The sequence below is a fragment of the Bacillus sp. 2175 genome (assembly GCF_057812155.1).
Genome location: NZ_JBSZSU010000011.1, coordinates 1 through 22,987 on the forward strand (window position 1 = coordinate 1; position 22,987 = coordinate 22,987).

Below are 22,987 nucleotides of genomic sequence, written 5' to 3' on the forward strand. Positions count from 1 at the left end.
ATGAATACAGTACAAAGCGCTATCGAATTAATACTACATAAAGGGTTACGAAAATATAAATCTAAAAATTCGAAAGCTGGATTAGTATCTATTGCAACACAAGAGAAATTTGAAAGCAAAGTGTTAAATGGCAAGAAGAATAAAAAAGGTTCAGTTTTTATTACTCGTAAGAAAGAAGATTTAAGCGCCAAGTTTGGAACTAGGGGCGTAGTATTATCATCTGAAGAAGCTGTACTGGATCATGTTGGACAGGCTTCACACTGGACACCTAATGTATATAATTTTGGTACATATGGTGAAAATGGTCTTCGTACAATTGTGGGGCATACTGAAAAGAACCTACAACAAATTAACTGTTTTGTTATTGATATTGATTCAAAGTCATTCCCTATGACTGCGATTAATGATGTGGCATTAAATGCAGGTTTTGGTGTACCTACTATGATTCTTGAAACAACAAAGGGCTATCAAGTGTATTATGTGTTGGATAAAGCTGTGTACGTATCAAATAACAAGAACTTTATAGCTATTAAATCAGCGAAACGTATCTCTCAAAACCTACGAGAAATGTTTGCTGAGAGTTTGTCAAACGTGGATTTAACATGCAATCACTTTGGGTTCTTCAGAATGCCTTCAGTACAAAATGTTGTGATGTTCTTTGAGGAAAATGTGTATACATTCAAGGAGTTACAAGAGTGGAGCAAGCGACAAGACGACAACAAGGGAAATGAACAGTTTCATAATGTGATAGAGAGTCCTTTTGCTAAAAACGCTCCTGTAGAGCAACCAAAACAAATGGATGAACTATGGTTCAAACAGGTGATTAGTTGTACAAATGTATCTCCAAAACAAACGAAAGCAGGGCGAAACAATGCGATTTTCACCCTTTCTTTAGCGTGTTTCCAAAGTCAGTACGTTATTAAAGACACAATGGACTTAATGGATCAGTTTAATAGTAACCTAGAGCAACCGCTAGATCATACTGAAGTTAGAGGAATTGTTATGTCTGCGTACTCTGGAAAGTATCAGGCAGCACATAAAGATTACATAGAGCGTTTATTACAAACATATGGGGTGGGTGGACAGGCTTCAGCTTTCCGTGCGCCTTCTGTACTTTGGAAGAAACATAAGAAACAACGTAAGGATCGTGTGCGTAGTCATTGGCACGAGTGGGAAGCTGACATTATTACTTTCTTATCGATGAATTCAAATAATAAACCTGTGCTATACTTTACACAATCAGAACTGTGCGAAGCGCTTAACATTCCACGTAGTACATTAAACACGGTTCTAAAAAGGAGTACAAAAATCTATAAAACGGTTGAGGGAAAAGGCAAAACAGCAAAAACAGGACTATCTACACAAGGAATGCTAATTGCATTTGCTTTAAAGGAAAACGGAAAAAGAAGAGAGAGCTATTTAAACTATTTACAAGGGCTATTCCCTCAAATGGGTAATGTTCTTGGACAAGCAAAAACAAGTAACGCTATGGCGGAAGAAGAAACACTATACGGCATATTAGAAGGGCTACCAGCCGGTTAATTTTTAATTGTCCACTCTGCCAATACATAATTATATCTACGATACACGGTTCGGTCAGCTAGCTATAGCGTTATGGCCTTACATAGTTTATGTTTCTTTTATTCTTGGAGATTAGTCTTATACTACTAGGGTTAACTACTCATTATGGTATGTGAAATTTATAGAGGTTTACTAGAAAATTATAATATTGGTGGTGCTTACTTTGGGTAAAAATTATCCTATAGATCGTGATAGTAGAGGGCGTTACAGACACTCTTTTGTATTTATGAGGGGGGCTACTGTAGATATAAAGCTACTAAATCATGATGATTTGTTAAAAGGTAAAATTTCAACAATAGAAGAGTATTATTGTGTTCTTGATGTGGAGGGGAACGGTGCTCTGTATCAAGTAACAGTTAATTTCTCTGAAGTTAAATATATAAGGCATGAAGAGTTTCCAACTGTTGAAGAAAGATCTCCTAAGTTTAGCGAGGGGAAGAAGAAAACATCCTTTGTATTTGAGATTGGTGAACTGATAGGTTGTGTATTTAAAGATGGTAAGGGGATCAAAGGGACTTTATTGTCTGAAGATGCCTATTATCTTTATGTTAAAACTGAAAAAGAGAATTACTATACAATCATGAAGGGTGCTTTATCTTATGTTACACATGTGAAGCATGATCCATTACTTATGACAAATGATTTCTATACGAAGGAAATGAAACTAGCTGATTATAAAAAGCCTACGGAGTATGTATTTTCTGTAGAGGATACTATTACGGTTTATTTTCCTAGTGGTAAGAATGTATCAGGTGTTGTGTTGGATGAAAGTAAGTATTGGGTGTTGTTGCAGACTGAGAAGCGCCAACTAACGATTTTTAAGGGTAGTTACTCGTATTTTAAACATGAGCCTTATGAGACAAAAGCCTATTTGTATGTTGGGAACAGAAGTTTAAGAAAACAGTTAAGAAGCGAAGGGTAGCTAAAATAATAGTGCAAAAGAGAACTTTGGTTTCATTACTGAAGTTCTCTTTTTTGAAAATATGCATTATTTCATATTTGACAAGTACGGTTTATCGACAATTTACGACAAAATCTCTAGTGTTATTATGCTAAGATACGACATGCTAACATTACGTTAAAAGAATATTAAATGGATCGAGATTATTTTTTAGTTTTGTTTACTTTGATACTTCCAGACTGAAAGGTTCGATTTTAAAATAATAAATTAAAAATTAGAAATTACATAGTTCTATTCAAGGAGAAATGTTTATGCATGATAAAATAAATAAACAAGAAGAAACTAAAAAAGCGTTAATAGAATTTCTAAGAATACTTATTGATGAAATTGATTTTCAAAGAAGAACTCATGGTAAGTTAGCGGAACAAATTGGGATTAGTAGTGGCTTGTTATCAAGGCGTTTATCGGGGAAAAATCAATTCAATTTTTTGAGTTTAATTAAGTTGTTAAATATTTTATATGAAAATGATGCACTTCAAAAACAGAAATTAATACACAAGTTTTGTTTACTTACCACAAGTAAACAAAACTTACGTATTGCGATGGAGTATGCGCATGCTAAAGGAGATTTGAATCTGTTAAAACTACTCGTTGATCAGGAAAAAACATCATCCCTTGCAACAAATAGAGAATGGGCCTATGTATATGATTTGGTATGGACAAGGGGTCAAGGGACTCTTCTAGGTAAAGAGTTACTTGAAAAGTTAGAGAGTAGTAAAAAGGGTAGAGTAATAAAGACAACTGAAATGAATGCTTTATATGATGTTTTGACATGTTATATTATGTATGATATAGAAAAAGTAACCTCTTTTTTCGAATATATTGAGATATCGAAGCCGAAATTCACTGAAATAAAAGATGAATTTACTAGAAATATGTATAAAATTAGGATGAAGGAGGTTCATGCTGCTGCACATTTGTTGGGGGGAGATATAAAAACTTGTCGCAAATTATGTAATGAGATTATAGATACGGAAGATTTGTATGATGTTTTTTCGATACAAAAAGCTTCAGCATATTCGTATTTAGCTGAGTCATATACCTTTGATTGCTTTGAAACTGCATCAAGTTATGTGAAAATGGCTTTGCAATATTTAGATACATTGTATTTTAAAAGAGCGGAAGTAAGAAAAAAACAAATATTAAATACATATGGGTTTATGCAGATGGTACAGTATTTAACTAGTGAGAAACCACTTTTCAACCTAAATGATATTAAGGTGTTTCATCCTGCTGAACAAGCTTTATTAGAAACGCTAAAAGGAAATAGAGATACGGCGATAAAGATTATAAAAAATATGAAAAAAGAGAATGGATATCTATTACCAATAGAGTATTGCTATTTAGGATTGGCGATGAATGATATAGAATACATTCATAAATCTATTGAGTTATTTAGGTATAAAGGAGGAGGGTTTTATAGTGAATTACCGATTTTTATATTGAAATATTTTTCGGAAAATGGTATCATGTATAGGAGTGTAGAAAATGAAAAAAGTATTATGTGTAGTTAAAGTTTTAGTTATAGTTGCTGTTGTATTATGTACAGCTTACGAAAAAAAAGAATCATATCAGATTTCCCAAAAACATGAAAAGCCTTTACTTGCTAAAATGGTTAACCCAGGTGGCGGAGTTGGGTAATTAATTATATTTATGAATGCGATTGTCTCAAATGAGGCAATCGCATTCGCTGTTTTTAGGGATGTTTACTAAATTTCAAATTCGTAATTTAGTAAAGGATTGTGATTTGATTCACAAACTATGAAACGATAACTATATTTTAATTACTAATTATCAAGATTTTATATTAACAAAGCTAAAAAGAAGTGTTAAAATCAGAACAAACGTTCTACGCATTTCCACAATTTGTAATTTAGAAAAGTCAAAAAAAATCCCAGTTATCTAATCCGTTGATAACACTGGGTTTTCCGAAGACTTTTGATATGTAGTTTGGTTAGATGTAGCAGTTTTTGAGAAATTATGGATTGACGATAAAACACAATCGTTGTAATCTTAATTTTGAAAGATGTTTATTAGCATCTAAATTGTGAACTACTAACAATTACATAGTTACATGGGCTGAAAATAAAAAGAGCTACCAACTCTTGATATTTTCGACCTTTTAAAACAACGACCTGTTTTAGAAAGGCTGCCCACTTAATGAAGCATAACGAGATGCAACATCAATAATATTATACTGTTTCGTGTATTTATACAAGATATGTAAATGTATACGTACACGTGAGTTTAAGCAATATTATTGATGTTGTGCGGTTATCCTTCTTAAAAGTGGTTCTTCGGATTGAAGAAAAAGGCGTAGACTAAAACATTAGTTTACGCCTTTTTTGTATTCTGTAAGAAACCCATTGGCTATATGAAAATTTTATAATGCTCACCTTTATATTTGTAATTGTTTATGTGGATAGGGTTGAGTTAAGAAACTTGTTAAGTATGATGAATCTAGACCCTGAGAAAGTCTAGATACAAACTGAAATTTTAAAGATTGGAGAGAAGAACCATGAGAGAAAAAGAGTTTAGCAAAGGTACACACAGGCTTAAAGTAACAAAAGAGATGGATGTTGGCACTCTATTAAACAGAGCGCACAAAGTTAGTACATTTGATGGCAAGAATTTAGTCGTTCTCGACAATGGCAATCTGTACGATCAAACAGTTAGAAGAGAAGTTCCAGTAACAAATATGTTTAGGTATATCAAATGCGTAAGAAATAGCGATGGTATCATCATTGCCAAGAAGAATAAACCATGTGCTACATTGATGCAGGTTATTTTTGAGAGAAAAACAAAGAAAAAAGTGAAGTAGTAATACATTTGATCGATTTAATTGTGCAAGAAATACAGCACACTTGGGGTTCATAGCTTAAGGACATAATTCTTGTGTATGTTCCCCATACGTTCTTTGAAAACTTGATATAGTTGCTGGGGGAAGGGCAAATCATCGCATGCCAATCTATTTCGTGAATCTAGGAGATGCAAGACACGAATAAACCCTTAGGGACAATAGTCCGCTTGAAAATAGCAATCGATGTTGGTCTATCTGTAGCAAGCCTACAGACTACTTAAAGGGCTGTACACATGACGCCATGACGGAGAAATTCCAAAGCGATATATTTGTACAAGCATTCCTTTAACGAGAGGGCGTAACGAGACTAAACGCCCCTGTTACAAATGGAGATACTCCTTTTTCGCATTTGTATCCGACCGAATATAGACCGTTTATTTTTTAAAAATCAAGAATACAAAATATTTTTTGTAGAATTAAACAGATCAAATAGGAGTAAAAAATTATGAGTATGGAATGCCGAGAAAGGTATATTAGGCAAATAGCAAATATTCTTACAAGCAAAACAAAGCATGCAACAGGCTGCCTAATTGAAGGCAAAGATGATGTGTGTTTAGAGTTTCAAATAGAGCTAATAAACGCATTACAAGATAATGATACACTTGCTTATCATGTAGATTTCACCGATTATACAAGCGAAACTGAATGTCTTGCAGCGTTGAAAAAGGCACGTAAACAACTTAGTTCAAATAAGCAAGATGGAAAGACATTATTTCTTTCTCTAGCTTCCTTTGAACGTGTAGAGAAGAAAACAATGGATGCAGTAAAAATATTAATTGGTAGCCGATCACTAGGCATACATTTACTAGTTAGTGCAAATAAGAGATTCGTCCACTTAGTAGGATTAACAGAATACTTGGTTACAATGAACAAATCAGATGTAGTGTTTTCTCAGCTGTACCGCTATAGCACACAAAAGGTACTGGCTTCCCTAAAAAATGATTCATGGGGGGAAGCTGATGAATCATAAAATCGAGAAAATATTGAGAACAAAGAGCATTCATGTAGATTTGTTTAGATTGGATGAAAGATATGATCTCGGACAAAGTATAGATGTTTGCTGTAATAAAATGAATGTAATTCATACCTTTAAAGTGTTTAACATCACTTTGCTAAGAGGTAATCATTGGCTCGTTCATTTGCAGTAAGGTTGTAGTATAGCGCTATAAAAGTAGTGGGGTCTCAAATGTTCATATGTTAATATATTAATGTAATGAATATAAATGGAATGGAGTGTAGAGACCATGTTTAAAAGGTTTAAGTTTTTATCAGCTGTATCGGCTTTATTTATATCTATAACAGTACTGCTTGCAGGGTGTGGAGGTTCTTCAGTCCCCTATAAAAAGGGTGATACTTATAAAAATAGTAAAGACAATTTCGTTACTATTACAGCTGACAACGAATGGAGAGTTAAAGGGTATCAAAATCGTGAAGCAATTTATAAGGTGGAGCCAACGGAATATAAAGTTGATTCGTATTCAGTTGTATCAATTTCTGTAAAAGAAAAAATAAATGGTAGAGATCCTTTGCAGGTTGTAAATGATTATGAATATTACATACTTGCAACTACAGAAAAAGGCTTTAATTCTGTGTATATTGGTTCTTCGCATCCAAATGATACCAAATGGAAAGAAATCAAGAAAGAATTAGAAAGCTCTAGTGATAAAGAGGATCTTTTGAAAAAAGAGTATGAGAATAATAAGAAGACTCTAAAGAAATTCGAAAAGACAAATTAGGACATACAAATAACTGTAAGAGCAGAATCATATTAATGGTTCTGCTCTTTTTTATTGTCAAAATTAAGTAGGGCAATGGGAGGTAAGGGGATATGATCAGCCGAGATCAACTGTTATTTCCAGCTATGATAACTTTTATGGTTTTAATGATTTTGTTATTTGATGCATCGCTATCATTCATAATGATTCTTACAGAAAAGACAATGTAGTAATGGAAAACGTCAAATCAGCTGTAAAAGATGCTTGTTTGTGGTTGTTAGTTTTGGTTTTAACAACTTTAACCTGGCTGGGAATTGAAAAAATGGTTATTACCATGCTTTTAGACTAAATATATTTTTTGTGTGCAAACTCTTTTTGCACATTTTAAATGGGGGAAAGTCATGAATATTGTTGCAACATTTCATTTTGTAAGTGGTTTAAGAAGATCGACTATTATCAAATCGGAGAATATAGAGAAAGCGAGTATATTTATTAATAATAAGTTTTTTCAGGGTGTTGGACATGCAATATTTGAAGTAGAGATGCAAGAAAGTAGAGATGGATTTGAAGGTATTGATGGTAAAGTAGAAAAGTTTGAAGTGTTTCGTGATCAAGTAATGTTTATTGATTATCAAGTGAAATAATTTTATGTAAAGAGAGCAGATCCCTGGGGGCTGCTCTTTTTATGTTTTGAGATTAGCAATAAACAAAGCATATTGAGTATCTTCAATATGTTTTGTTTGTAATTAATCGATAAATTACAAGTTGATTAGAAAGTGGAGGTGTTAGCATGGTAAGGCTTGGTCAAGTCGAAAAAGCTGTTGAAATCGTGAAGGAAGAAGTACAGGAGCAAGAGAATGTAAACACAGCTGTTGTAGGTGGAATAGGAACAGGAAAAGATTTTTCTGTTATAATACCTAACATTCTGCTAGAGGAAGAAAAGAATTTAGTAGTAATAGATCCAATAGATCAAATATCAAATGTGTATACATTTAAAGAAAAACAAGGATATCATATTTTAACGTATAATTTAGAAAAAGAAGATATTTTGCGGCAGTTAAATAATGATTTAATGGCAAAAAAAGAAGAAAAACTTTTAATTCATGTAATCTTCCCTAATGAATTTTTTGGAAATCAAGAAATGAATAGTCAACGTGTTATGGAATTCTTAATGGAAATAAAAGAAATGCAAGATATAAAGTGGGGACAAGAAAAATCATTACATCTTTTCCTTATGGAATATGAAGAATATGCATCTCCTAAGTTTCATGCTATTTTTCAAACATGGTGTGGATACGGAATTAGCACCACGTTGAGCGTTCAGCATGTACTAAGATTGGATGATGTTATTCTAGATAATTGTCATTATGTACTTTATAAAAGAATACTTGATCCACAAACAGCTGAATGGATTGCAGAGAAGCTGAAATATCATCATGTAGAATTTCACTCGAAATTTTTAGTAACAAACTTATTGTTTTTACCATTGACAGCGGGTATGTTAATGGATTTACCTCTTAATTTAGGAATCTTACAGAAAAACTATAGAGATAATCCTTATGGAAATGATTCATGGACAAAACTTGTAGAAACTTACAATGCTGAGGATATTTTGGGCAGAGCGTTATATCCTAAAGTGTAAAAAAATCTAAAGATAAAGATGATAAAAGAGCAGCTCCTTAAAGGTCTGCTCTTTTTTTATAGTCAGTTGTGTATAAGAGTGGAGGTAACAGATATATTTCTTCCTCCTTTCCCCAGGTGATATAGCGTTGTTACCTCTACTCTTATGTACATCTAAAATATTTTAAACAAGATTGGTACTGAAAAAGGGTAGATCCTAAAGGGACTGCTCTTTTTGTTAAACAGTTGTATATAAAAGTAGAGGGAGGTGTTTGTATTGGTAAAAAAACCCCTAATAACGGAATACGAGTTAGCTAATTTGAAGCATAATTCAGAGAAAGAAAAACAAGTGGTGTTAGAAATTTATAGAATAGCTTTTGAAAATTTTTTAGAAAAAGAGTTTACTAGTAAATTTCTTACTAAAAAAATTAGAGAGCAAATGAATAAAGGATTTGATCATTTAGGAATAAGCCTAATGAATTGTAACATTATGGAGAACCGTACTAGTTTCAATTTTAAGGATATGATTAGAAAAACATTTTCGAATTTCTTTTGTAGGTTTTTCTATAATAGTGTCGTTATTAAATGGAAGTATTGGAAATATCGCAAAGACGTAAAAAGAATTGTAGGTATTTGTTGGGAAGATGAAATAATTGAACTTAGCATGGAAGAAATTGCAGAAGAAGTAATTTATAAGAGTAATGTTTACTTGAAAATAATTGATGATCTAGAGAAATCAGGATTAAGAGTAAGTGTGAAAGTTGATGGTGAAATCTTTATTTTACTTTTAACCTGGGGGAAATGGATGGAGACGGACAATGAAGAAGGTTAGAAAATGTAAAAAGTGCCAGGGCAAAGGTTTCATGTTCGGTAAAAATTACATAATAAAAGAGAATTCATTTGGTTATGAAACGCAGGAGTTTGGTATTAAAGTAACCTGTACTAATTGTTATGGGAAAGGTATTAAATAATTGTATGATTCTAAAAAAATATAATTGGTATTCAGAAAATAGATCCTATACTAACCGTAGCAAACGAGGGGGGAAATCATGAACAAGGAAGTCACAATAAAAATTAATGAAAAAGGTTGGGAAATGTTCGTTCAAGTTGGAGAGAACTTATATGAAGAGAAAGGTATCATGCAGAAGTTTAATGATGCTTTAAACGTAAAAGGCGTGTTAGACGAAGATGCTGCATGGATGTCAGATCCTTTGTTTCAAGTACTTAGTGAAAACTTCTTTTGCTATCAGGTAGCAAATGCCTTAATAAAAAGCTAGTAAGAGGGTGAATGTTTTGAATGCAGCAGAAAAAGAACGTAGGATAGGTCAACTGGAAGATGAAATTGGTGGTATATGGATATCTTTATTTATAGGATGTATTATGTTTTTGGCGTTACAGTGGGGAATAGAACCAATGATGAAAAATGTACTAGATAGAGAGGGTTTTCCAACTACTCTTGTTGATATTATTTTTAATTATATTATTGGTGCTGCTTTCTGGATAGGGTATATCATTGGAATTATAACTATTTTGAAGAAAAAGAAAGAAATTAGGAGATATAAAAAAGAAAAAAATTCTCCTTCAAAAATTAATATACAAAAAGATGATATAAATCAGAATCCTGTTTATGTAATTGATCATAGCAAGGATAAAAAAAATCGATATGAAAAAGGGGATAGAGATATGATGAAGCGAGTATTTAACCAAAATAACAATGTTTCTACTAATTTGGGTAAACAGAACACTAATAAAACGAGAGGTAAAGGAAGTCCAATACGTTCATACAATGGGTCTACTCATTCTTCTAATAGTACGGAAAGTAATGACATTAATAATATTGTTTTAGGTGTTGCATTAGGAAGTTCAATTTATTCTTCAGGGGATGATAATAATTGTTCCCAATCGGATTCTTCATCGATTGGTGATAGCGGCCCAAGTTGTGATTAATGGTTTCTGTTGAGGATTAATAAAATAAGAGAATGTAAAAGAAAGAGCAGATCTTAATTGGCTGCTCTTTTTTATTGGTAAAGATTAGCTATAAACAAAGCATATTAGGTAGTAATCAGTATGTTTTGTTTGTAATTAATCTCAAAAGGAAAGGCAATTTAAGAAATTAGGGAAGTGGGGATGGAGATATGAATAAGAAAAAAGCATTAATTAGTTTAGCGTACGCTATGGCGCTATATAGCTTAGTAGGTTGTTCGAATTCTACTAATACAGGTACTATGGCAGCGGAGAATGAAAAGGCTGCTACAAGTGTAAATAAAGAAGTTACAAATACCGAAGAAAATTATGAATTAGGAGAAATTAAGATTACAAATAAAGAACGAAATAAGGAATCAAGAATTGAAATTCTAGAAGCTCATATTGTTGATGATGGTGTAAGGGGAACTGATCCTCGAAATACAGCCTTACAAGAAGTAATCATTTTACATGATAAGGTACAAGATTGTAATTATCTTTATACATATAGCTCCAGTAGTACGGGATCAGGTTCAGCGACAATGAAAAAGCTAGAGTGTGGTAAGAAAGAGTAAGGTGATTCTATGAAGGGGTACCGCCAGCATTTCGGAAAAAAACCACGCTAAGAAAATCAGAGTTAAAAAATCAGAAAATATATCATTATTCCAAGACACATACAGTGTCTTTTTTTATACAAAAAATAATACAACACAATATTAATTGTGTTGTATTAGGTGTTATAATAAATATAAATCTAGGGGTTTAACGCAACACAATTTATCGATAAATAAATACTTTTAGACGCAACACAATTTATAGACGCGGAGGAAATCACATGGATGTTGCAAAACAGTTTTCTTCTTATCTTAAACAAGAGAATAAAACTGAGAACACTGTTCAGGGATACACATCAGGTATTAGACAGTACATAAAATGGTTTGAAGGTTCCTATGACAGAAAATTAACAAAATTGTACCGACAAAATATCTTAGAGTACATTAGTTATTTAAAGAATGTCAAAATGTTGAACGCCAAGTCCATTAACCACAAGATTAGTAGCCTTGCTAAATTTAATGAATTTCTAATACAGAAAGGAAGTCAACAAGATCAAGTAATTTTAAAAACAGACATGATAAAGGTTCAAACTGTCTATGCTTCTCCAACCCAAATTGTTGAATTAGATGTAAAAAAGTTTTTACAAAGTGTGTTAGAGGATAATAACAAACGTAATTATGCAATTGCCACTCTCCTAGCATATACAGGAGTACGTATTTCAGAGGCATTATCTATCAAAATGAATGACTTCAATTTACAGACTGGGGAATGTATTATTCGAAGTGGAAAAGGAGGTAAACAACGAATTGTATTACTAAATAGTAAGGTACTTAGTGCTATCAAAGATTATCTCATCGATCGAAAAACATACAGTACAGCACATGAATCTCCGTATCTTTTTATTAGTAAAAAGCGAGAAAAGCTCGACCGTACGGTCGTCAATCGTATCTTTAAATCATACAGCAATGTTATTACTCCACACCAATTACGACACTTCTTCTGTACGAATGCAATTGAAAAAGGATTTAGCATTCATGAAGTTGCAAATCAAGCTGGGCACTCTAACATCCATACGACACTACTTTACACAAATCCAAACCAACTGCAGCTAAAAAATAAAATGGAGCTCTTATAAAGGAGTAAAGGGGAAACAATGGGAGTTAAACAATTACTGTCAGAGGCACAACGAAATGAGTTAATGGATTTATCACGTTTAACAGAATGGGATTTGGTAACATTTCATACTTTTTCTAAACATGACTTACATTTAATATTAAAACACCGTAGAGGATACAATCGTTTAGGGTTCGCTCTTCAGCTTGCATTAATTCGTTATCCTGGCTGGTCCTTAACAGAATATAAAGACATTCCACAATATGTAGTGGCTTACGTTGCGAGTCAGTTACAGATTCCACCTGAAGAATTTTTAGTATATGCCAAACGTGGGAATACTTTATGGGAGCATCTTGGGGAAATTCGAACAGAATATGGATATCAGAATTTTTCTTCTGAATATAAAGAAACTTTATTACAATTTTTAGTGCAACAAGCAATGGATAACAATAATACCCTCTATTTAATTGAAATAACAATATCTACATTGCGAAAAATGAAAGTCATTCTTCCAGCTATGTATGTGATTGAAGATATCGTCTGGGAAGCAAAGCAACAAGCAGATCAGAAAGTGTATAGTATACTACATGACGGTTTGGTCCAAGAACAAAAAGATCAATTAGATGCGTTACTTTTACCAACTATAAATGGTAAATCTCCATTAGCATGGCTAAAAGATGTACCGGCCCAGCCTTCACCAGAATCATTTTTAAAAGTAATAGACCGATTACAATTTGTTCAAAAAATTGGTCTTACTATTGATACCACAAAAATTAATACAAATCGTCTTCGGCAGCTCGCTAGATTAGGATCAAAATATGAGCCATATGCTTTTAGACGATTCAATGAAGTAAAAAGATATAGTATGTTAGTCTCATTTTTATTGGAGATTACACAAGACCTTATAGATTACGCAATTGAAATTCATGATCGTCTTATGATGAATCTTCAAACAAAAGGGAAAAAAGAACAAGACGAAATACAGCAAGCAAATGGGAAAAAATTAAACGAGAAGATTTTACAATTTATTACTGTATGCGGGACACTAATTGAGGCAAAAGAAACGGGTAAAGATGCTTTTGCAGCCCTAGATGAAGTAATGTCATGGAATGAGATGGTCGAATCTGTTGAAGAAGCAAAACAACTATCACGGCCTTTAAATTATGACTATTTGGATTTGTTAAATACTCGTTATTCCTATGTTAGACGATATGCACCTACTTTATTACGCAGTCTTCATTTTAGAGCGACGAAATCTGGAGAACCCGTTTTACAAGCACTTGATACGATTCATGAATTGAATGAAACAGGTAAACGAAAAGTGCCTCATGGCGCTCCCTTACACTTTGTATCTAACCGTTGGCAAAAACATGTATATGATGATGACGGAAACATTAATCGGCACTATTATGAATTGGCAGCTTTAACCGAGTTAAGAAATCATATTCGTTCAGGAGATATTTTTGTATCAGGCAGTAGACATCATAAGGCATTTGATGATTATCTTATACCGTATGATGAATGGAACGAAGTTTCAAACATTCCAAATGGCCTTACAGCCCCTTTAAAAGCTGAAGATTATATAACTGACCGAATAAACCGATTAAATGAACATTTAGAATGGTTATCAAAAAATAGCGAGAAATTAGAAGGAGTAGATATTAGTCAAGGAAAACTACATGTTGAGCGATTGGATAGAGGAACTCCAGAAGAAGCAAAAGCATTTAGTAAACTTCTTCATAGTATGTTACCCAGAATAAAACTGACAGATTTACTAATAGAAGTGGCCAGTTGGACTGGATTTCATGATCAATTTATCCACGCCTCTACCAATCAATCTCCTGATCAAGAGGAACAGAATATTGTATTAGCTACTTTGATGGCAATGGGGACAAATATAGGTCTTACAAAAATGGCGGAAGCTACCCCTGGAATCTCCTATAGACAAATGGCAAATGCTTCACAATGGAGAATGTATGATGATGCAATGGTTCGCGCTCAATCTATTCTCGTGAATTTCCAAAAGGAACAAAAGTTATCATCCTATTGGGGAGATGGGACAACTTCTTCTTCTGATGGTATGCGTTTATCCATTGCTGTACGTTCTCTACATGCAGATTCCAATCCACACTATGGAACGGGAAAAGGTGGAACCATTTATCGATTTGTAAGTGATCAGCTATCTGCCTATCATGTGAAAGTCATTACTACCAATGCACGAGATGCTCTTCATGTATTAGATGGGCTTCTTCATCATGAAACAGATTTAAAAATTGAAGAACATTACACAGATACAGCTGGATATACAGATCAAGTTTTCGCTTTAACACACTTGTTGGGATTTCGATTTGCTCCTCGTATTCGTGATTTGGCAGATACTAAGCTTTTTTCTATACCTGGTGGAGAAGAATATGAAAATGTTCAAGCACTTTTAAAAGGAAAAATTAATGTAAAGTTAATAAAAGAAAACTATGAAGATATTAGAAGGTTGGCATACTCGGTTCAAACAGGAAAAGTATCTAGCGCTCTTATCATGGGGAAGCTCGGATCATATGCAAGACAAAATAAACTCGCAACAGCACTTGGAGAAATGGGACGAATCGAGAAAACCCTCTTTACGCTGGATTACATATCTAATAAAGCCGTAAGGAGACGGGTTCAAAAAGGTTTAAATAAAGGAGAAGCAATCAATGCATTAGCTAGAATTATATTTTTTGGACAACGTGGAGAATTTAGAGAACGTGCTCTCCAAGACCAGTTACAAAGAGCTAGTGCACTAAACATAATTATTAACGCTATAAGTGTGTGGAACACTGTATATATGGAAAAAGCCGTAGAAGAATTAAAAGCAAGAGGAGAATTTAGAGAAGATTTAATGCCATATGCGTGGCCGTTAGGATGGGAACATATCAATTTTCTTGGAGAATACAAATTTGAAGGATTACATGACACTGGGCAAATGAATTTACGTCCTTTACGTATAAAAGAGCCGTTTTATTCTTAATATAACGGCTCTTTTTATAGAAAAAATCCTTAGCGTGGTTTTTTTCCGAAATGCTGGCGGTACCCCATGAAGAAGCTAATAAAAATGATATTTAGTATAGAGTGTCTCATATTTGCACTGATGATATGGTTTTTCTTATGGTCTTATACATGGATGACTAATGAAGCAAAAGAGGATAAGGTAAAATCCCTACAAACTTATGAAAATATTAAAATAGCAGAAGAGTTAATTGCAAAGGAACTAAATAAGGATATTAAAAACATTAAGTTATTTGATAATAGACATGGCAAAGAACTAAATAATCAAAAATGGGTAGAAGAGGACATGAATTGTAATGTCAAAACGGATGATGGAAAGTATAAAGTGTATTTTAATGTCAAAAAAATAATTGATAAAAAAACGAATACTGAAATGTATGCCCCTAAAAATATTGAAAAGTTAGTAAGGGAGTAACTTAAAATGGTCAATATTATTATCATTTCAGGAATTGTTTTTCTAATATTAGTATTGCTAGTTCTTTATATCCATTGGCTAATAAATTAAAGGGAGAGAAGAAGTATGAAAATAAAAGAAACAGATTGTAAATATACGTATTGGGAAGAATCAATAAAAATGTTTTATAAAAAGCAAGAATGGGAACGAAAAAGACAGCAAGAAAATCAAGGAAAACGAGAAGGTAAGTAGCATGGATTCGCAAACAAAGAAGAATACCAGATCTAAAATAGGGTTAATTAAAGTAATAAGCATAATTATCTTTATTGTTGGAGGGCTAGTTTATATAGGAATTAGTTGGGAGGAGTATCTTGATAAGAGCAATAAGGCGCATGCTATAAAGATAGAACAAACCCATGAAAATATAAAAATAGCAGAAGGGATGATTGAAAAAGAATTAAATATTAGTAGCAAATATTTCAAAATGCTCGGTACACGCACTCTTTTATTTTTATCAGAAGATGCAGAACTAAACACCAATACGGATGCATATTGGGTAAGTAAAGATATAACATGTAAAGTACAAGTTAATGGTGAGAATTATAGCGTTACTTTTGAAACTCAAAAAGTAGATAGTGAAAATGAAGAATTAGAAATGTATGAACCAGTAAAAATTAACAAGATCATAAAGGAGCAGAAATAGTATGAAAAAATTCTTACTAGGATTTGTTCTTATAGGGCTTGTTGGTTGTGTAGATGTTGATAAGCCGGTAACAGGGGATTCTGAAGCTGTACAAGAGATTTCAAGTGAGAAAGAAGGTATTAAGGTTTTTGTAGATAAAGAGACAGGGTGTGAGTATTTATATAGAAATAAATTTGTTGGAAATGTTACATATGGTGGAATGACAATTAGACTAGATGAACAGGGTAAACCGAAAGGGTGTAAAAAAATCTCTGAGCAAAATTACAACTAAATATGGAGGGTTACAATGTCAGTTTATATTGAAGGAATTCATGAGGATTATACTTATGGATTCCTTTTTTACTCTAAAAATAAAAGAATTGTTTTGGATGATGGAGTTCAAGAGTACCCAATAGATGAAGCAGAAGTACTCCTGGAAAAAGAATTCGTGTTTATAGATGAGTTAAGGAAGCTTGATCCATTAAAAGTACCAGGATTAAGAGCAAGGATTAAATTACAAGTGAATTAAATAGAAATCAAAAGTCTATCAAAGCCTATTGGTAGACTTTTTAGTTTTATTTAAACAGTAATGAAGTTGGAAGGGAGGAGAGAATATAATGCCAGTCTTTCATGTTTGGTATAAAAAAGGAATAACAGATGAAGATAAATTACATCAAATTGTCAGGTCGAAAAATGAAAATAAGGCAATATTAAAAAGTGATGCTTATAAGGAGGGAAGGTGTATAGATGATGTGGGAATAGAAAAATATGAGTGCCTTAAAGCGGAATTCGGTATGTCTTTAAGGGAGGAGTTATTCGAGCTTGGATGGGCATTTCGATGTGCGAAATGTTATCAGGTAGTAGGTGATGGCATAATATTAACCAAAGTATTCCGTGGAATATTTTGTGAATGTTGCAAGGAACAGAATGCCAAAGAAATTGATGAGTATTCACATTTTAGAAAAGTTATTGATGCAAGGCTAACTTATATATTTCGTATTAGTTGTTTGCTCATCATAATTGGGACGTGCATGGCTGGATATATTTATGATGGGATTTCATTACCAGGATTTGTTATGAGTTATCTTTTATGGTGTACAAACTGGCTGTTTTATTATATTTCTGTTAATCAATCAACGTTTGAGCCTGAGAGTGACCTGAAAAAAGATTCGATTGCAATAGGCGGTTTTACGTTTATCCCTATTGTGATAAATTTGCTTGTTACTGGTGAAATTCCTAATTGGTTATACCTTGATTGGTTTAATAGCCAGTGGTTAAATTTAAGTTCGTTTTTAATATTAGCTGTAATTTTAATGATAATAGCGTATATTATCATATTTATATTCTGTGTATTAGTGCATGAAGCGATACCTTCTTTAATACGATGGTTAAAACGACAAAGAAAGAGCTATTGGATTGATTTAAATTATGGTGATTGGGTTATTTATAAAGGATGTACTTGTCAGGTAATAAGTTCTAATACTTTATTTCATAGTAATAGATATTCTGTAACTCTTGATGAATGGAGTTACCTTAGTATTGAAAGTATCACTCGCTTAGATGGTTATTTTATAGTTGAAAATAAAAAAAACATAACTGTATTTATGGATGAGGATGAGATTGAAAGAGTAGCAACAGAGGAAGAAATTCAACAAGAAATAAATAGAAGAAGTAAATTCAAGATATATGAGTTTAAGGAAAGATATGGGTTAGAATTCACATGTGAGCAATATGGACCTGAACTCATAGACAATCGATTTTATTCAGAGGGTATCATGTTTAATAATACCAAAGTTAAGAGCAAGGATTAAATTACAAGTGAATTAAATGGAAATCAAAAGTCTATCAAAAATATATGGTAGGCTTTTTAGTTTTATTTAATAAGGAGTGGTTAAGAGTGCTGAACAAAGTAACTATTGAGTTTGGAGAAGGAACAAAAGCCTGGAAGGATATGCAGGATGTAATGACTATTTTAAAAGAAAAAGGATATTCTGTTGAACCTTATGAGGAAATTGGCACTGTAAAACTAACTAAGGGGATTGTTGATGAGATGTCTGAAGAAGATAGAGGAGCAGAGTCATTAGCAGCGGTATACCATTCTAAGTAAATTGTCATAGCGCTATGATTCGACTGAAAGGAGGTTTATATGGAAGAAAGAGCAAGAAGTCCAACCAATCCCCTTCTCTCATGTGAGGATAGATCCTCATGGTTGTAAAGAGAGGAGGAATACGATTGTGGTTTAGAAGGTCATTTAGTTTACTATTTGTTGTTATGCTTCTGTTTGGAAGCTTGGCCGACTTTGTATCAATTGGACATGCAGAAAGTACATCGGACCAGAAACAGGCTCAAGAGAAAAAAACGGACGATGTGACTGTGCTGCAAGAAAAATCTGATCTGAAGAGTACGGGAACTAATCCAAGCGAGGTAGTTGTAGCAAATGGTAAAAAAGGTAGTGAGTTGTTTGATTTTGAAGCCTTTATTAAGCCTTCAGACATTGTAGATGGAACAGCACCTTTTGATTCGAATGATGAAGCAGGTAATGATTCTAGCCCTAATAATGGCATTGTAAGGACGTTTGATACAGTAACGTACCCATTGAAAGTGACGATTAATCCTAAGAAGAATGAAACGTTAAAAAATATTAAGATGAAAATCACTGGTACATTAGAAAATGGAATTACAAACAAGCGTGTTAATGCAAAATTTGCTGTTGGTGGTAAAGAGGATTTGGAAAAGGGTATTGTTTCTTTTGATATGGAATACACGTTAAAGGAAACAGGTAACTCCTTAATGATTCCTGTTACGGTGGAAGTACAAGGGGCGGAGCATGGATTGAAATTAAAGCCTAACATTAAAATCCAGGTTATAAGTGTAGATGGGAAAGATATTGCAAATGAAAATGTATCGCAATCATTTGATGGTATTAGTCCCGTTACTACTTCAGGAAAGGTTAATGTAAAGGCTCGCTTTACTGCTTCTTATGGTGGAATGCCTAGATTGGATTATAAGGTTTATGATCCCAATGCAAAAGAGGATGATCGTACAATCATATATCCAGTTGCTTTAGATTTATTTGTAAATAATTTACCAAACCGAACTGATTTACGAGGAGCTACATTCCCTGCTGGAAAGATTAATTATCACTTTAATTTTTCAGGAAAAGTCGATTGGGATTATAAATCGTTAGGTGCAGAAACATTGAATTTTGAGGGTCGGGATAAACCGATAAAGATCTTTAACTATCAGGCTATTGATAAAATAGTAGATAAAGTGCCACAAGAAGGTACGGAAAGTTTTGAAATTGGTATGAAGGGCTATAAAGATCCTCGTACTGAGACAGCAAACAGTCCTAAATCATATATTCCAAAAGATATATGGAATGCTAGTGATATTGATAAATACACGATTGACAGTGTATGGGATAGTGGAACAGTACGTTTGAATAAACCAGAAATTACAAAGGATCGTGTAGGTTATACGGGTAGTATAGAAGACTATGTAATTGGTTCAACTTTCCCAACGATGATGTCAAGGCCAGGTTATTCAGTAATTCCTACCTTCGGAAAGAATGAAAAAGCATTTTCAAGCACACGTTTCTTAATACATTCAACAAATGAATATTATCCTGTACTGGGTAAAAATAATAAGGATAATCTACCGAATAATGTTTTTTATTATTTAGAATTTGTTATTGATTCTTATGAGGATGGCAAGGGTAATACAATTCCTTATAACACTGTTGGAAGATACACGCTTACCGAAAGGAATAACCCTAAAGGTGCATACTCCATACAAACTACATTCCATACAACAGATCATAAGGAGTTAGGTACACCAAATGTTGGCTATAGCGCTGTATCTAAAGGAGATCCAACAGTTATAGTAGGACAAAATGTAAAAGTCGTTAGTCATTTGAATGTTCGTGCTGTTACAGAAGGTGGTACAACGATGATTTATAAGTGGAATACAGATTCGTTTTATCTATCTAAAAATAGTGCGGAAACAGCTAGGAAGAACATGTTAAACGAGGGGTATCCCAACACTTCTGCGGGAAGGGTTACAAATAGTGATAAACAAAAAATCTATTTTGGAATATCTAAAAAAGGAGATAATTCTTTTGAAACACTAACCCAAAACAAAGATGAGGATTATGATTGGTATAGCACATATGATGAAGCAAAGAAACAAGGTGAAGTAGCTGCTATCAAAAATGATATTAATGCATCTATGGGGGATGGTGAGGTTGTAGCATGGAATATTCCATTAGAGGTAAAAACAAAGAAAATAGGTAGTGTTAATGAAAAAGGAACGCCAAACATAACGGTTACGGATTCAATAGTGTATCCTTCAGCTGATAGAAAAGTGGGTTATCGAGTACGTGGTGAAGGGAAATATAATAACTTTACTGAGTATGATGAAAAGGGAAATATAACAAAACTGCAATCTCCTGTAGGAAGTACTGTGAATTTTGAAACGCTAGGCATTATGAATGGTGAGACGAGTAGTGATGTGAAAACAAATAAAAATACTTACTACAGTTCAGATAATGTTAGTGTAACCGTTGATAATTTAGTAAAGTTACCTGATGCAATGGATTATAATTCATTAGATGAAAAAGTAGAAATGAGAGTGAAAATACCAAAAGGTCTTGATTATGTGGTTGGTTCTGCTAAATATGGTGATCAGTATATCGAACCAAAAATTGAGCAACAAAATGATGGAAGTAATCATTTGATTTGGCATGACACATTGACTCGTGGTAATAAAACGCTCAAAAAAATCAACTTTGAGACAAGAATTAATCCTGTACTACTTCCGCAAGGAAATCAGGTAGGTTTGGAAATTACGAATGTTCTTAGTAGTGCGATGGACACAAGGGCAGAAAAATTTAGGACAAGTTCTAAGAATATTTCAGTTGTGAAAATTGGTATGGTTGGTGTTAGTGAAACAATTGAGAAAGTGACAGGGAAAAAGAACAGTGACTATGTGGTCGGTGTTCAACCGTATACGACAATCAAAGATGAGTCACATATTAAGGCACTTACATATGTTCCAAGAAATAAGGATCATAATGGATCTGCTTTTAATGGTGTTACTTTCTTGAGACAAATAGCACTAGAAAATGCTAATAATAAGAACGTTGAAATATGGCTTAATAACAGCTTTGTTGAATCAAATAATCCAAACAAAATTGATTTAAAGTCAAATGGTTGGTATAGGTATACAGGAGAGCAGGATCTATCAAAAGTGGTCTCTATTTTGCTGTATATAAATGATTCATTAAGTAGCAGCGATATTGTAAAAATGAATCTTGTTTACGGCACACATAAAAATGAATTTGGAGATTTTTACGTAAGTAAAACAGTGGTAAATACCTCTGTTGATTACAAATTATCTCCTGTTTCTAACCAGGTGAAATATACAATTGTAGCAGATGCAAATTTAGGTCTTAGAAAAATAAGAATCGATACTGCACCTGCTGATATTGGTTTGCCAGTAATTGTACGTTTAGACAAGGACATCATTTATGAGGACTCTAATAAGAGTAATGTTGCTGTTAACTTATATGATAAGTCTGATAATAAGTTGGTAGACAGTAAAGTATATACAATTCAGGAATTACCGGAGGAAATAAAATTCAAGGTAGATCCTAAATTTTTAAAGAAAAATAATAAGAGAAACTACGAGGTTAGATTTGAAAAAGTCAATAAAGAATCTATTTTTATCGTAGATGGGAAAGGAAAAGTAGATACGGATGGTTATACTTCTTCTGAAGAAACTGTAAAGGCAAATACAAAAGCATCTACTGAGTTAAAATATAAAGGCGTTATAATGACGGAGCGTGAAGTCGGAAAAGAGATGGAAGTCTTTTATGAAACACTTACAATTCCGTTAAAACAGCTACCTAAACAAAAAACTGGCTATGGTTTTGAGTTGAAACCATTAGTTAGTTATAACAATGAATTAGCGGTTTCTTATGATGTTAAGACAAATGCTTTAGTAGATAAGAGATTAATTGATTCTCATTTGAATTATGAGAAAAAAGGTGATCAATTTGTTGTTCCTTTAGAAGAAGCTGAGAAAACAGGCAGCACGGACAAAAAGAACACTGATTATCTTTTTGAATTGCCACATATTAATGTGGAACAAAAAACGGGTAATTTATTTACAGACCAACAAGTAAAAGACCATGATCCACGTATTAAGAATGCAATAAAGGATGGGAAGCGAAAGTTATATGTTCCTATTTGGGCAGATCTGGGAGAATACAACGTTTTAATAGTATCGGGAATCCCTATAGGCGCTAATAAAGTTAACTTTGAGGTAACACAACCATTAAATTTATATGCATATATGTACGGGACAATTGGCTCGAAAACCCTGGAAGATGATGAATTACTGTTAGAGCCTGTTGATCCAAAAAATCCTTTCTCAAATGGCAAACCGCCTGGTTGGTCAGATGTAGATGTTGCTTGGTTAAAGCAATAGGAAAGGAGATGAA

General features: G+C 33.2%; 24 protein-coding genes. All 24 read left to right on the forward strand.

Annotation, left to right across the window (positions count from 1 at the left end; all coding sequences use genetic code 11):
* The 24 genes from repS (at position 1) to ACXKY9_RS30635 (ending at position 22,974) form a co-directional block, all read left to right on the forward strand.
* On the forward strand, positions 1-1,542 hold the full coding sequence (gene repS / locus ACXKY9_RS30520; RefSeq protein WP_016097341.1) for a replication initiation protein RepS: 1,542 nt from the start codon (positions 1-3) through the stop codon (positions 1,540-1,542).
* 202 nt (positions 1,543-1,744) lie between these two features.
* Positions 1,745-2,503 carry a hypothetical protein gene (locus ACXKY9_RS30525; protein WP_021729741.1) on the forward strand — a complete coding sequence of 253 codons (759 nt, stop codon included), beginning with the start codon at positions 1,745-1,747 and terminating at the stop codon, positions 2,501-2,503.
* Positions 2,504-2,793: 290 nt separating this feature from the next.
* The gene (locus ACXKY9_RS30530) at positions 2,794-4,056 is read left to right on the forward strand and encodes an AimR family lysis-lysogeny pheromone receptor (RefSeq protein WP_016097515.1); all 1,263 of its coding nucleotides are present in this window, start codon (positions 2,794-2,796) and stop codon (positions 4,054-4,056) included.
* Positions 4,031-4,183 (forward strand): hypothetical protein, encoded by a 153-nt coding sequence (locus ACXKY9_RS30535; protein ID WP_016097514.1) that lies wholly within the window; start codon positions 4,031-4,033, stop codon positions 4,181-4,183. Before ACXKY9_RS30530 ends, ACXKY9_RS30535 begins: the two co-directional genes overlap by 26 nt.
* Before the next feature lie 877 nt (positions 4,184-5,060).
* Positions 5,061-5,363 (forward strand): hypothetical protein, encoded by a 303-nt coding sequence (locus tag ACXKY9_RS30540; protein ID WP_016097513.1) that lies wholly within the window; start codon positions 5,061-5,063, stop codon positions 5,361-5,363.
* A gap of 484 nt (positions 5,364-5,847) precedes the next feature.
* Positions 5,848-6,372: a hypothetical protein gene (locus tag ACXKY9_RS30545; protein ID WP_016097512.1), complete on the forward strand. Its 525-nt coding sequence runs from the start codon at positions 5,848-5,850 to the stop codon at positions 6,370-6,372.
* Complete coding sequence (locus tag ACXKY9_RS30550) at positions 6,362-6,550, forward strand: hypothetical protein (RefSeq protein ID WP_021729740.1); 189 nt, start codon at positions 6,362-6,364, stop codon at positions 6,548-6,550. The genes ACXKY9_RS30545 and ACXKY9_RS30550 overlap by 11 nt, the downstream gene beginning before the upstream one ends.
* Before the next feature lie 96 nt (positions 6,551-6,646).
* Positions 6,647-7,138, forward strand: coding sequence for a DUF5512 family protein (locus ACXKY9_RS30555; RefSeq protein WP_016097511.1), 492 nt, complete (start codon positions 6,647-6,649; stop codon positions 7,136-7,138).
* A gap of 380 nt (positions 7,139-7,518) precedes the next feature.
* On the forward strand, positions 7,519-7,761 hold the full coding sequence (locus tag ACXKY9_RS30560; protein WP_016097509.1) for a hypothetical protein: 243 nt from the start codon (positions 7,519-7,521) through the stop codon (positions 7,759-7,761).
* 146 nt (positions 7,762-7,907) lie between these two features.
* Positions 7,908-8,759 carry a type IV secretory system conjugative DNA transfer family protein gene (locus tag ACXKY9_RS30565; protein WP_073340412.1) on the forward strand — a complete coding sequence of 284 codons (852 nt, stop codon included), beginning with the start codon at positions 7,908-7,910 and terminating at the stop codon, positions 8,757-8,759.
* 246 nt (positions 8,760-9,005) lie between these two features.
* Complete coding sequence (locus ACXKY9_RS30570; protein WP_073340416.1) at positions 9,006-9,569, forward strand: hypothetical protein; 564 nt, start codon at positions 9,006-9,008, stop codon at positions 9,567-9,569.
* A gap of 217 nt (positions 9,570-9,786) precedes the next feature.
* The gene (locus ACXKY9_RS30575) at positions 9,787-10,014 is read left to right on the forward strand and encodes a hypothetical protein (protein WP_016097505.1); all 228 of its coding nucleotides are present in this window, start codon (positions 9,787-9,789) and stop codon (positions 10,012-10,014) included.
* Positions 10,015-10,030: 16 nt separating this feature from the next.
* Positions 10,031-10,684 carry a hypothetical protein gene (locus tag ACXKY9_RS30580; protein WP_016097504.1) on the forward strand — a complete coding sequence of 218 codons (654 nt, stop codon included), beginning with the start codon at positions 10,031-10,033 and terminating at the stop codon, positions 10,682-10,684.
* Positions 10,685-10,872: 188 nt separating this feature from the next.
* The gene (locus tag ACXKY9_RS30585; protein ID WP_016097503.1) at positions 10,873-11,274 is read left to right on the forward strand and encodes a hypothetical protein; all 402 of its coding nucleotides are present in this window, start codon (positions 10,873-10,875) and stop codon (positions 11,272-11,274) included.
* A 260-nt stretch (positions 11,275-11,534) separates the two neighbouring features.
* Entirely contained in the window at positions 11,535-12,389 is an 855-nt protein-coding gene (gene tnpI / locus ACXKY9_RS30590) for a TnP I resolvase (RefSeq protein WP_000382147.1), read from the forward strand.
* A gap of 18 nt (positions 12,390-12,407) precedes the next feature.
* Positions 12,408-15,371: a Tn3 family transposase gene (locus ACXKY9_RS30595; RefSeq protein WP_000538375.1), complete on the forward strand. Its 2,964-nt coding sequence runs from the start codon at positions 12,408-12,410 to the stop codon at positions 15,369-15,371.
* A 153-nt stretch (positions 15,372-15,524) separates the two neighbouring features.
* The gene (locus ACXKY9_RS30600) at positions 15,525-15,824 is read left to right on the forward strand and encodes a hypothetical protein (RefSeq protein ID WP_228522939.1); all 300 of its coding nucleotides are present in this window, start codon (positions 15,525-15,527) and stop codon (positions 15,822-15,824) included.
* 105 nt (positions 15,825-15,929) lie between these two features.
* The gene (locus ACXKY9_RS30605) at positions 15,930-16,055 is read left to right on the forward strand and encodes a hypothetical protein (RefSeq protein WP_016097501.1); all 126 of its coding nucleotides are present in this window, start codon (positions 15,930-15,932) and stop codon (positions 16,053-16,055) included.
* A 1-nt stretch (position 16,056) separates the two neighbouring features.
* Positions 16,057-16,506 carry a hypothetical protein gene (locus ACXKY9_RS30610; RefSeq protein WP_016097500.1) on the forward strand — a complete coding sequence of 150 codons (450 nt, stop codon included), beginning with the start codon at positions 16,057-16,059 and terminating at the stop codon, positions 16,504-16,506.
* Position 16,507: 1 nt separating this feature from the next.
* A complete protein-coding gene (locus tag ACXKY9_RS30615; RefSeq protein WP_016097499.1) occupies positions 16,508-16,777 on the forward strand; it encodes a DUF6440 family protein in 270 nt (89 codons plus the stop codon).
* A 15-nt stretch (positions 16,778-16,792) separates the two neighbouring features.
* Positions 16,793-17,014 (forward strand): hypothetical protein, encoded by a 222-nt coding sequence (locus tag ACXKY9_RS30620; protein ID WP_016097498.1) that lies wholly within the window; start codon positions 16,793-16,795, stop codon positions 17,012-17,014.
* An 88-nt stretch (positions 17,015-17,102) separates the two neighbouring features.
* Complete coding sequence (locus tag ACXKY9_RS30625; protein WP_016097497.1) at positions 17,103-18,296, forward strand: hypothetical protein; 1,194 nt, start codon at positions 17,103-17,105, stop codon at positions 18,294-18,296.
* 86 nt (positions 18,297-18,382) lie between these two features.
* Complete coding sequence (locus ACXKY9_RS30630; RefSeq protein WP_021729731.1) at positions 18,383-18,592, forward strand: DUF8088 domain-containing protein; 210 nt, start codon at positions 18,383-18,385, stop codon at positions 18,590-18,592.
* Between the two features lie 98 nt (positions 18,593-18,690).
* Positions 18,691-22,974 carry a hypothetical protein gene (locus tag ACXKY9_RS30635; protein ID WP_044129296.1) on the forward strand — a complete coding sequence of 1,428 codons (4,284 nt, stop codon included), beginning with the start codon at positions 18,691-18,693 and terminating at the stop codon, positions 22,972-22,974.
* Positions 22,975-22,987: the final 13 nt, after the last annotated feature.

Bases quoted from the DNA above. Each gene is read 5' to 3' on its own strand.
- repS (WP_016097341.1), top strand. From the start codon at position 1: ATGAATACAGTACAAAGCGCTATCGAATTAATACTACATAAAGGGTTA.
- ACXKY9_RS30530 (WP_016097515.1), top strand. From the start codon at position 2,794: ATGCATGATAAAATAAATAAACAAGAAGAAACTAAAAAAGCGTTAATA.
- ACXKY9_RS30535 (WP_016097514.1), top strand. From the start codon at position 4,031: ATGAAAAAAGTATTATGTGTAGTTAAAGTTTTAGTTATAGTTGCTGTT.
- ACXKY9_RS30540 (WP_016097513.1), top strand. From the start codon at position 5,061: ATGAGAGAAAAAGAGTTTAGCAAAGGTACACACAGGCTTAAAGTAACA.
- ACXKY9_RS30545 (WP_016097512.1), top strand. From the start codon at position 5,848: ATGAGTATGGAATGCCGAGAAAGGTATATTAGGCAAATAGCAAATATT.
- ACXKY9_RS30550 (WP_021729740.1), top strand. From the start codon at position 6,362: ATGAATCATAAAATCGAGAAAATATTGAGAACAAAGAGCATTCATGTA.
- ACXKY9_RS30555 (WP_016097511.1), top strand. From the start codon at position 6,647: ATGTTTAAAAGGTTTAAGTTTTTATCAGCTGTATCGGCTTTATTTATA.
- ACXKY9_RS30560 (WP_016097509.1), top strand. From the start codon at position 7,519: ATGAATATTGTTGCAACATTTCATTTTGTAAGTGGTTTAAGAAGATCG.
- ACXKY9_RS30565 (WP_073340412.1), top strand. From the start codon at position 7,908: ATGGTAAGGCTTGGTCAAGTCGAAAAAGCTGTTGAAATCGTGAAGGAA.
- ACXKY9_RS30575 (WP_016097505.1), top strand. From the start codon at position 9,787: ATGAACAAGGAAGTCACAATAAAAATTAATGAAAAAGGTTGGGAAATG.
- ACXKY9_RS30585 (WP_016097503.1), top strand. From the start codon at position 10,873: ATGAATAAGAAAAAAGCATTAATTAGTTTAGCGTACGCTATGGCGCTA.
- tnpI (WP_000382147.1), top strand. From the start codon at position 11,535: ATGGATGTTGCAAAACAGTTTTCTTCTTATCTTAAACAAGAGAATAAA.
- ACXKY9_RS30595 (WP_000538375.1), top strand. From the start codon at position 12,408: ATGGGAGTTAAACAATTACTGTCAGAGGCACAACGAAATGAGTTAATG.
- ACXKY9_RS30600 (WP_228522939.1), top strand. From the start codon at position 15,525: ATGACTAATGAAGCAAAAGAGGATAAGGTAAAATCCCTACAAACTTAT.
- ACXKY9_RS30605 (WP_016097501.1), top strand. From the start codon at position 15,930: ATGAAAATAAAAGAAACAGATTGTAAATATACGTATTGGGAAGAATCA.
- ACXKY9_RS30610 (WP_016097500.1), top strand. From the start codon at position 16,057: ATGGATTCGCAAACAAAGAAGAATACCAGATCTAAAATAGGGTTAATT.
- ACXKY9_RS30615 (WP_016097499.1), top strand. From the start codon at position 16,508: ATGAAAAAATTCTTACTAGGATTTGTTCTTATAGGGCTTGTTGGTTGT.
- ACXKY9_RS30620 (WP_016097498.1), top strand. From the start codon at position 16,793: ATGTCAGTTTATATTGAAGGAATTCATGAGGATTATACTTATGGATTC.
- ACXKY9_RS30625 (WP_016097497.1), top strand. From the start codon at position 17,103: ATGCCAGTCTTTCATGTTTGGTATAAAAAAGGAATAACAGATGAAGAT.
- ACXKY9_RS30635 (WP_044129296.1), top strand. From the start codon at position 18,691: ATGGTTGTAAAGAGAGGAGGAATACGATTGTGGTTTAGAAGGTCATTT.